Raw genomic sequence first — 8,395 nt, forward strand, 5'->3', positions numbered from 1 at the left:
CGGCCTTGGTCATAAGCTCGGATTCGCTGGCGGGCCGCTCGCACTTTGGACTAGCCGTACAGCCTGCCCGAAACTCGGCATTCTGCATATTCAAGCACATCCGTTCGCGAAGGTTCCGGGCTTTGGCAAACCGGGTTACTTGGTCGGCCCAAGCGGCCGGCTATGTGCGTTTGCCGCGCTTGCCATCTCGGGCCGCATTTCCGCCCTCGCGTGCTCGGGTGTGTCGTCCTTCCAGCGTACCGAGCCGAATGGCCTTTCCAGCATGCGGCGAACACGTACCGGTGCAGGACCGATGTGGAAGTGAATGGCCCGCCGCTCCAGCGCTCGTTCCGATTGGGTCGGGCGGTTGCGCCAGCGCAAATAATCGAGCCAGGTCGGAAAGTGATAACGTTCGGTCCACAATTCGGGATCGGCGATGTCGCGCGCGATCGACCAGCCATAGGCGCCGTTGCGCTGGCGGGACAATTGCACGTCTTGCATGACGTTGTGAAACGCGCGGGCATTCTCTTGTGCAATCCGGTATTCGATCTCGACGACGAGCGGCCCGCTACGTCCAGTCAAGGCGAGCCGTACTTCGGGATCGGCGAGCAGCTCGGGCTCTTCGCCGCGCGCGCCGACACGGGGCATGGGTAGCCAACGGCCGATGAGTGGTGAGGCGAGCATCAGCGCGGCCGACACCAGCAGCGCGGTTTCAACGCCGGCCGCGTCCGTCAGGTGGCCCCAACCCCAGCTGCCGACGGCAATCCCGCCTGAACTTGCCGCCTGATAGGCCGCGAGCGAGCGACCGGTCACCCAGCGCGGCGCCGACAGCTGAACTCCGATGTTGAACACCGCCCATGTCAGCATCCACACGGCACCTGCCAGGACCAGCGCGGCCGCGGTCAATACCGGCTGGCGGCTCAGCGCCACGGCAGCCATCGCCGCGCCCATGGACAATGCACAGGCGCGAATCGCAGCTTCGCCGCTCATCTGCCTGCGGATCTCGGCAATGTTCAACGCGCCGACCACGGCCCCCACGCCAAAAGCACCAAGCATGATGCCGTAGGTCTGGGCGTCGCCATGCAACACATCCCGCACCACCAGAGGCATCAGCGCTGTAATCGCGCCGGCTCCAACACCGGTTACAAGGGTGCGAAGCAATACGACCTTGATCGATGGCGAATTGCTGATGTAGCGCACGCCAGATACCATTGCGCGGCTCAATCTTTCAGGCGGCAGGCGTGAGGGGGCGCGGACGCGCTTCCAAAGGAACAACGCGGCCATCAGCGGGAGATAGAGCAGCGCGTTGAGCGCGAATGCGGCCACTGCACCGGCGCTAGCTACCACCACGCCGCCGATCGCTGGGCCGACGCTCCGTGCGATATTGTAGCTGATGCCATTCAGCGCAATGGCCGCAGGTAGCTGCGCTTCCAACGGCACTTGTTCGCTTACGGATGATTGCCAGGCCGGTCCCATAAGCGCCATGCCGCTGCCGACCACGAAGCAGAGTACGAGCAAGACGTTCGGTGTGGCCAGGCCAAGCCAGGCGGCCACCGTAAGGCCAGTTGCGCCGGCGAGCGCGATGCCAAGCGAAACCAGTGCCACGATGCGGCGATCGTACATATCAGCGATTGCGCCCGCTGGTATTGAAATCAGCATCACTGGCAGCAACAGCGCGGTCTGCACCAACGCCACCTTGTCAGCTGATGACGTCATCTGCGTCATCGCCCAGGCTGCACCTACACCTTGTATCAAGCTGCCGACATTGGACAGGAGACTCGCAATCCAGATGCGACGGAAGGTCGCGTGCCGCAGAGGCGCCGTGATACTTTCGGCGCTACGCGACGGGACTTTGGCTGAATCGCTCATGTTAGATCGTGATGATCTATCATGATTTGATTCTGGCGCGGATCACAAGGATGTTCCCGGCCTGATATCGCAGCGAAATAAGACGTGTCAATCAGATGACGATGTTCCGCTGACTGCCTGTCTTCCATTCCAGTAAGCGCTGTTCATTGGTGGCTATATGCTGCATCCAGCGCATCGCTTACATGGACACGTAGAACAGATGCTGCATCGCTCGCGTGCAAAAATTTGTACGAAACGTACAAATGGCGGAGTCGACGAGTGCGGAATCGCTTGTCGGTGGGTAGAGTGAACTGCGACCCTCTTTGCTAACAAGCCGAAGGCCCATGTCACAGCACTATCCATAGTGCACGGGCTTCGCAGTGTTTGATGGACCTTGTTGTCTCTCGGGGCGAGTGGTTGCAACCCAGAATAGGGTAGGCGGCCTCTCCTATCCCGCACGACCGAGACCGCGGCGAAGGATCTCCATCTAGAACACAATAGGATGCAACAGATCGAGCTATCCCGGCTCGGCCCGAGAGTTTTTACCCAATGGCTGCAAGTTTGTCGCAGCTCGGATGAATTGTGAGCTGCGACATCGGCTCCGTGAACACGCGGATTGTTCCCGTAGCCTGATTCAAGGCTTTCCGCTTGGCAATCTAGTCGCTCGCATAAGCGTCTCACACTTCCGGACGAGTTCCCGGGCGAGCGAGCATGACGCGGGATTCGGCAATCCGTTGTTGCGGGTCGTGCGGAGTTGCTCGTGGATGACCGGTCTTCATGGAAACCCTGCCGGTGCTGAACGTCCGAGCAGGAGACGACCTGCACTTTGAAGTGTTCCTTCGTTCAAGGCTGCGTGCTGGGCAACCGCGAAACTGTCGCACATCGCGCGCGCAAGATTGCTCGTCGTATAGAGTGATTGCGTTCCTGCGAGACCGCTTGCGATCTTGCAGACTTCGGCGCTCTGTCGGGCGGCGTTGGTCGCGGCAAGCCGCATCAGGGTCGTAGTAGTCGACTGGACCGTATCCTGCAACGCTTCCTTCCATAGCTCCTCGGTGGCTTCATAGAAGAAGGAGCGTGCGGAGCGCAGCATGGCTTCGGCTCTGGCGACCTCCAGCTGGATATAGCCGCGCTCTGCCATCACCGGCGCTCCAGTAATCGAGGCGCGGCCCCGGCTCATGGCAATCACCTCGTCTAGCGCGGAGCGCGCAATGCCGATGCCCACAATCGCATGCGCCTGCGCAGCGAAAGTCACCGAAGGATAACGATGGAGGGGTCCGTCGAAAGCCGGTGGACCGCCGCGGATCAGTGTCCATTCCTCTGGCACAATAACATTGTCGACAACGATGTCATGACTGCCGGTGCCTTGCAGGCCGATGACGTCCCAATTGGGACGGATCGCTACCTTGTCGGCCGGCATCACGGCTATGCGTGCAAGTCCACTTGTTGGATCATCGTCTAAAGTGATTCCAACGCCAATTAGCTCCGCGCCCGGTGATCCGCTGGCGAAAGGCCACACGCCGTTCACAACAAACCCGTCGGGACTGCGTTGAGCGGGCTGGAGCGGGAAAACTGCACCCGCGTACACCACGTCAGGTCCATTGGCATATACGCGGCAAAGCGTGTCTTCAGGGAGAGCGGAGAGGTAGCGAGCCCCGTCGCCGAAGCTGGCGACCCAGCCGGCTGATCCGTCCGCTTCGGAAATGCGCTCGATCAGGCGACAAAAATCGGCAGGCGTTCTCTCGTCGCCGCCGAAACGTTTGGCGGCCAGAGCCCGGTAGACGCCAATGCGTTTGAATGCCTGAATAACGTCGTCTGGAACCTTCTGCGCGCGGGCGAACTCGTTTCGGCGCGCGCGGATATCGGCCAGCAGCGGCGACAGATCATCACTCGTTGTAGCCGAAACATCCGTTTCTGGTGCGATCATTCCTGGCGGAGCGTTCATGTTTGCCCTCGGTGGTGAGACGACCAGCGGTGTAGCCGGTCATTGATGGAGATTGCGAGCGCATGGCAGAGCCGGCCGTATTGAGTGAGGCCGGAGAAGATCTCCCATTGCCGCAGTTGATCTCGATCGTGACCAGCCTGCAGGCTCCTTCCTCTCCAAACCGCTTGCCGAACGGATCAGGTCAAAAACACTGTCTTGAGAGGCCGGAAGGCCGAGCAAGACGTGGCCATCGGCGCTGCCCTTGAGGTTGGACCGGTAAGCAAACGACTGCGGCGGCGACATCCGTCCTCATCTGTTTGATCATGACTGCGAGAGTTGACGATAGCGCTTGCTTGTCATCTCTTCTCAGGCTGGGAGTTGCGAGGCCTCACGAACCTATGGATCCGTTTATCGTCTCGCCAGCAATCGATGTGCCATCAAACAGGGCCTGTCAGCTGTGTTTCCGCGGAAGTAAATCGCATGGCACGAGCCGAGTCAGCGGGATGTGAGCGTCATCTGTGTCTCGTTCCAGCCACATCGTGTCATCAAGCGGACAGGGTGCGAGGTGAATGACCTGACATGGACCTCGACCGCGGACGAGCCCGCCTCGGCTATTTGCCGTCACTGCGACTTGGCGATATGGCGTATCCTGCAAGGCACCCGACATGCAGGGCAGAGCATGCAGTGCTTCTCTACTTTGTACCAGGGTTGACGCGGCTCGACCGTGCCGCTTGCGCCCTGGTAAGAGGCGAGGGCGGACGCACGCCGCGTTGCAAACGCGAGGGACCGGCTGCAGACGCTTCCTTCGCATTGCCAAGTCCTGCCTGGGTGCTGCGGTCCTCAGCTTATGCAAGCGGCTACAGAGAGCTTCCAGCGGCTTTTGAAGACTTTCGAGCCTGCCAGCAAGCGACCCGCTGTTCATATTCCGCCGTGTCGGACACAAGGCAGTCGCGCAGTCTCTTGGCTCGGTTCACTCTTTCGAAGGCCGCTGGCGGCTTTTCTTCGACGAATTTTAACTGCCTCGGATCCCAACTAAACTTATGCAGCTCATCCAGCAACAGCGTTGTCATCGTCTGCCGGTCCCTGTTGGTGAGATCAGTGCAATACGACAGCTCAGATAGCGATCGATGTTGGCGCGCGCGGGTGCCTGCATATGTCGCCGCTCCCTGTTGTAAGGAACGCTCCGGGCAAAGTTTGTTACCGCCCAATGCCAGCACGTGCCGGCACTTGTCGCTGTTTACCCTTGGCAGCCAGCCGGAAGAACGACCTAACTCCCGTGCCTCCTCACTGCACGCGCACGGGACCTGATCAGAGCTCGCAGGTGCCCGATGGAAAATGATACCACGAGCTGGCCAGGCGAGCAGACCTTCACGCCTCACCATCGGTCAAAACCTTGTACCGTCCAAACGTCCGAACCCACGTACCGTGCCAACCATTGCACATGCGGCGAGCTGTTCCTTTGCGGTTTCCGGAAGCGTTATGAGTTCGGAAGGAGTGGATGCCTTCCGGATTAGCGCGACACATCGGCGGGTTAGGTCTGCCAAGTTGGATCATTCGACCTGTCGCAGCGAAGCGTTGCGAGTTCCGGTCTGTCGTCGAAACTCGCTTGGACTGAACTCATTCGTGTCAGTGAACAAACCATGTCACGAATCGTGAGACATCCAAGCTCGCGACCCAAACCGGTCAGAACGCTATCGTGGCATTGGCTGCACCGCGACGCTGCTCCGGTTGCCGTGATGCGCGCCACAAGATCATCAGGGCGGCGGGCGCTAGAATCGGCAATGGCGTTGGAAACGGTTCGTGCGTATCGAACAATTATGATGCAATTAGATCGCACTCACTGCCGTGGTGCGCGTTCGTCCGGTTCGTGCCGAGGTTGCGCGCGAATGGCGAACAGTAATCTGCCAACATGACTATCCGCGAGTGAAAGAGTGCGCAGCGCAAGGCTCGTCCTCTCATCGGGCCCTCTCGGTCAAGCGTTTTTTGGGTGCAAGGGATTAGTGGCGCAGGTGTTTCCGTGCGATGTCGACGATTCAGCCGCGGCAGCAGCGCCGGAGCGGGCGAGTGTGTGGAGATCAGGCTAGGAATGCCAGTTCTACTTGACTGTTGGGGGCTGTGGCTCGCCTTGAGAGCGGTCATTTGGGAACGCCCTTGAGACGTTCGAGTGCGCTGGTGGTCGTGATGGCCCAAATCGAAAGGCGCCTCAGCAACGCTTCTGTTCATCGCGTCTACCGACCCGACGGAAGGTATCGCGGTGGTTTGCCGCTCTGCCCAGCATGCCGTAGAACGTCCCGCAAATGCGTCGCGCTCCAGTGGCCCGAGCCAGATTGTTGGACAAAGACTTGATCGATTGCGCGGCCGCGTGGCCGGGATAGCCGTTTGAGCGGACAAGATGTAACTTATAGAAGCCGAAACGACGACGGCCATCTACGTGATCGAAGCGTTCCGAAATCGGGACTGGCGCCTCCGATTGACAGGCTGCAGCCATGGGACGGCGCAAAGGTCGCGCGGCGCTCTGCTTGAGGGCAGACAGCTGCGTTCTAACAGGATCAAAGACTGCGCGGCGTTCCCTCGTCTTCCCTTTCGATGGCATAGGCTGGATCTAGCAATGAACTTAACTCAACCAAGCAAGCTTGAGCGCCATGCCGCGGCCGTGGAAGCTATGAGAGAAGAGGGCCGGCGGCGCGGCCTCAAGGCACGCGCAGGTGTTGATTTTGCTTCCAGCGATTATCTGGCACTGGCGAGCGCGCCACGCATGAAGGAGGCTCTGTTCGCTGCGCTCAAGGCTGGAACGCCCATCGGAGCTGGCGGGTCACGGCTCCTGCGCGGCAATTGCGAGGAACACGAAGCTCTCGAAACGGAAGCGGCGCGGTTCTTTCGGGTGGAGGCAGCGCTGTTCTTCGGTAGCGGTTACATCGCAAACTTCGCTGTTCTGACAACGCTGCCGCAGCGAGGCGATCTGCTCGTTCTCGATTCGCTCGTGCACGCCAGCATTCATGAAGGCGCGCGCGCGGGCCGAGCGGAGTTCCGGATAGCAGCCCATAATGATCCTCAATCTGTTGAAGACACGATTGGCGATTGGCGCGCCAAAGGCGGCGTAGGGCGCGTCTGGATCTTGGTCGAGAGCCTCTACAGTATGGACGGTGACTTCGCGCCGCTTGCAGATCTGGTTGAAATTGCTGAACGGTACGAGGCGTTCCTGGTTGTGGATGAGGCCCATGCCACAGGCATTTACGGCGAGCAGGGGCGGGGGCTCACAGCGCCATACCAGGGACGCGAATATATTCTGGTGGTCCACACCTGCGGGAAGGCTCTGGGCGCGGCCGGTGCTCTTGTCACTGCATCCAGCGTATTGCGCGATTTCATGGTCAATCGGTGTCGTCCATTTATTTTCGCTACCGCGCCATCGCCCCTGATGGCAGTCGCTGTTCGGCAGGCGCTTTTGATTGTACAGGAGGAGCCTGAGCGGCGGCGACGCCTGATCGATCTTATCGATTTTGCACACCGTCAGCTCGCCATCTGCGGCCGCCCGACCCCTTCGAGCTCACAGATCGTTCCTTTCAGGGTCGGTGACAACGCCCGCACGATGCGGCTGGCCGCTGCACTGCAGGCGCGCGGTTTTGATGTCCGAGCAATACGACCGCCAGTGCCCCCGGGCAGGGCAAGATTGCGGATTTCGTTAACGCTTAATGTCGAGCAAGATGATGTATCCGAGATGATCGATGCGTTGGTCGAAGAGACCTGGGGTAAGGTACGGTGAGGTCCCACAATCGTGATGCTGGTCGGTATTCGGATCGATCAACGATCTTCCAAGGAATGCGCCGGGGCGCGCAAATCCTTCCGCCGATCGGTGATTACGACGTCCTGCGCTCATTAGTTCCGCTTTATGCTGCGCAAACATAAACTCGACATAAATTCGACGAGGTTGCTCTTTCCGACACTGGCGGCCGCTTCGTTGGCTGCCGAAGGAGAAAAAGCCCGATGTCGACACGAGTAGCACTTTTCATATCATCGGTTGGCTGGACAGCCATCTTCGTCGCAATTCTTCTGTATGTAATCTTTAGTCCTGCTTGATAGCCATGGTCGGACGGTACGCATCGTACAGGTTCTGAACCTGTTCGATATTGAAGGCGTACTGAAATCAGCATACCCAACCGATCGCCGGATCGTACCCATGTCGCGCGGTCAGCAATCACTTTCACGACCGTCGATGGAGCAGCGTCGCTGGAATGCCCCCTGTTAAGCGCAAGTCATCATGCTGCGAAGAACAGCCAAGCTCGACAGATGGTTATCATCTGACGATGGATATGGAAAGCAACCTTCCGAAGGGATGGCAGGTGCCGGTCACACTCGAGTTCGAATAGGCCGGTTAGACGATGGTCTCGCTGGATATTGATGTTGTCCGGGATCCGGATCAAAGCTCCCGTCAACGGGAGCGATTGGGAGGACGGTTTAGGATCGCACCCCGGCCCTTTCTCGATGTCGGCTTAAGGTCGATTTGATTGTAGGTCGCTTGCTTGACCTATCGACCTGAGCTCGAGCCTGGACCGAGACATCACCTTTTCTGTGAACCACGACCGCCGCATGTGACGGTCCGCTCGTCTCCCCGAAACTCGTCAGCTTCTCGAAAGCCAAGCCTCTTAGCAT

The 8,395-nt window shown here is 59.4% G+C and carries 3 protein-coding genes; 1 reads left to right on the plus strand and 2 read right to left on the minus strand.

The annotated features are described in order from the left end of the window. Window positions 1–135: 135 nt before the first annotated feature. Together AKN84_RS14480 and AKN84_RS14485 are read right to left on the minus strand one after the other, a co-directional pair. Window positions 136–1,848 carry an MFS transporter gene (locus AKN84_RS14480; RefSeq protein ID WP_050421364.1) on the minus strand — a complete coding sequence of 571 codons (1,713 nt, stop codon included), beginning with the start codon at window positions 1,846–1,848 and terminating at the stop codon, window positions 136–138. A gap of 754 nt (window positions 1,849–2,602) precedes the next feature. After that, on the minus strand, window positions 2,603–3,769 hold the full coding sequence (locus AKN84_RS14485) for an acyl-CoA dehydrogenase family protein (protein ID WP_050421365.1): 1,167 nt from the start codon (window positions 3,767–3,769) through the stop codon (window positions 2,603–2,605). Window positions 3,770–6,356: 2,587 nt separating this feature from the next. Between AKN84_RS14485 and AKN84_RS14490 the strand changes: the two genes are divergently transcribed. Beyond that, the gene (locus tag AKN84_RS14490) at window positions 6,357–7,508 is read left to right on the plus strand and encodes an 8-amino-7-oxononanoate synthase (RefSeq protein WP_050421366.1); all 1,152 of its coding nucleotides are present in this window, start codon (window positions 6,357–6,359) and stop codon (window positions 7,506–7,508) included. Window positions 7,509–8,395 lie beyond the last annotated feature (887 nt).

It is taken from the genome of Bradyrhizobium tropiciagri (genome assembly GCF_001189845.1).
Lineage (GTDB): Bacteria > Pseudomonadota > Alphaproteobacteria > Rhizobiales > Xanthobacteraceae > Bradyrhizobium > Bradyrhizobium tropiciagri.

What these genes read in the sequence shown, in the direction of transcription:
- AKN84_RS14485 (WP_050421365.1), bottom strand. Translation starts at nt 3,769, where the DNA reads ATGAACGCTCCGCCAGGAATGATCGCACCAGAAACGGATGTTTCGGCT.
- AKN84_RS14490 (WP_050421366.1), top strand. Translation starts at nt 6,357, where the DNA reads ATGAACTTAACTCAACCAAGCAAGCTTGAGCGCCATGCCGCGGCCGTG.
- AKN84_RS14480 (WP_050421364.1), bottom strand. Translation starts at nt 1,848, where the DNA reads ATGAGCGATTCAGCCAAAGTCCCGTCGCGTAGCGCCGAAAGTATCACG.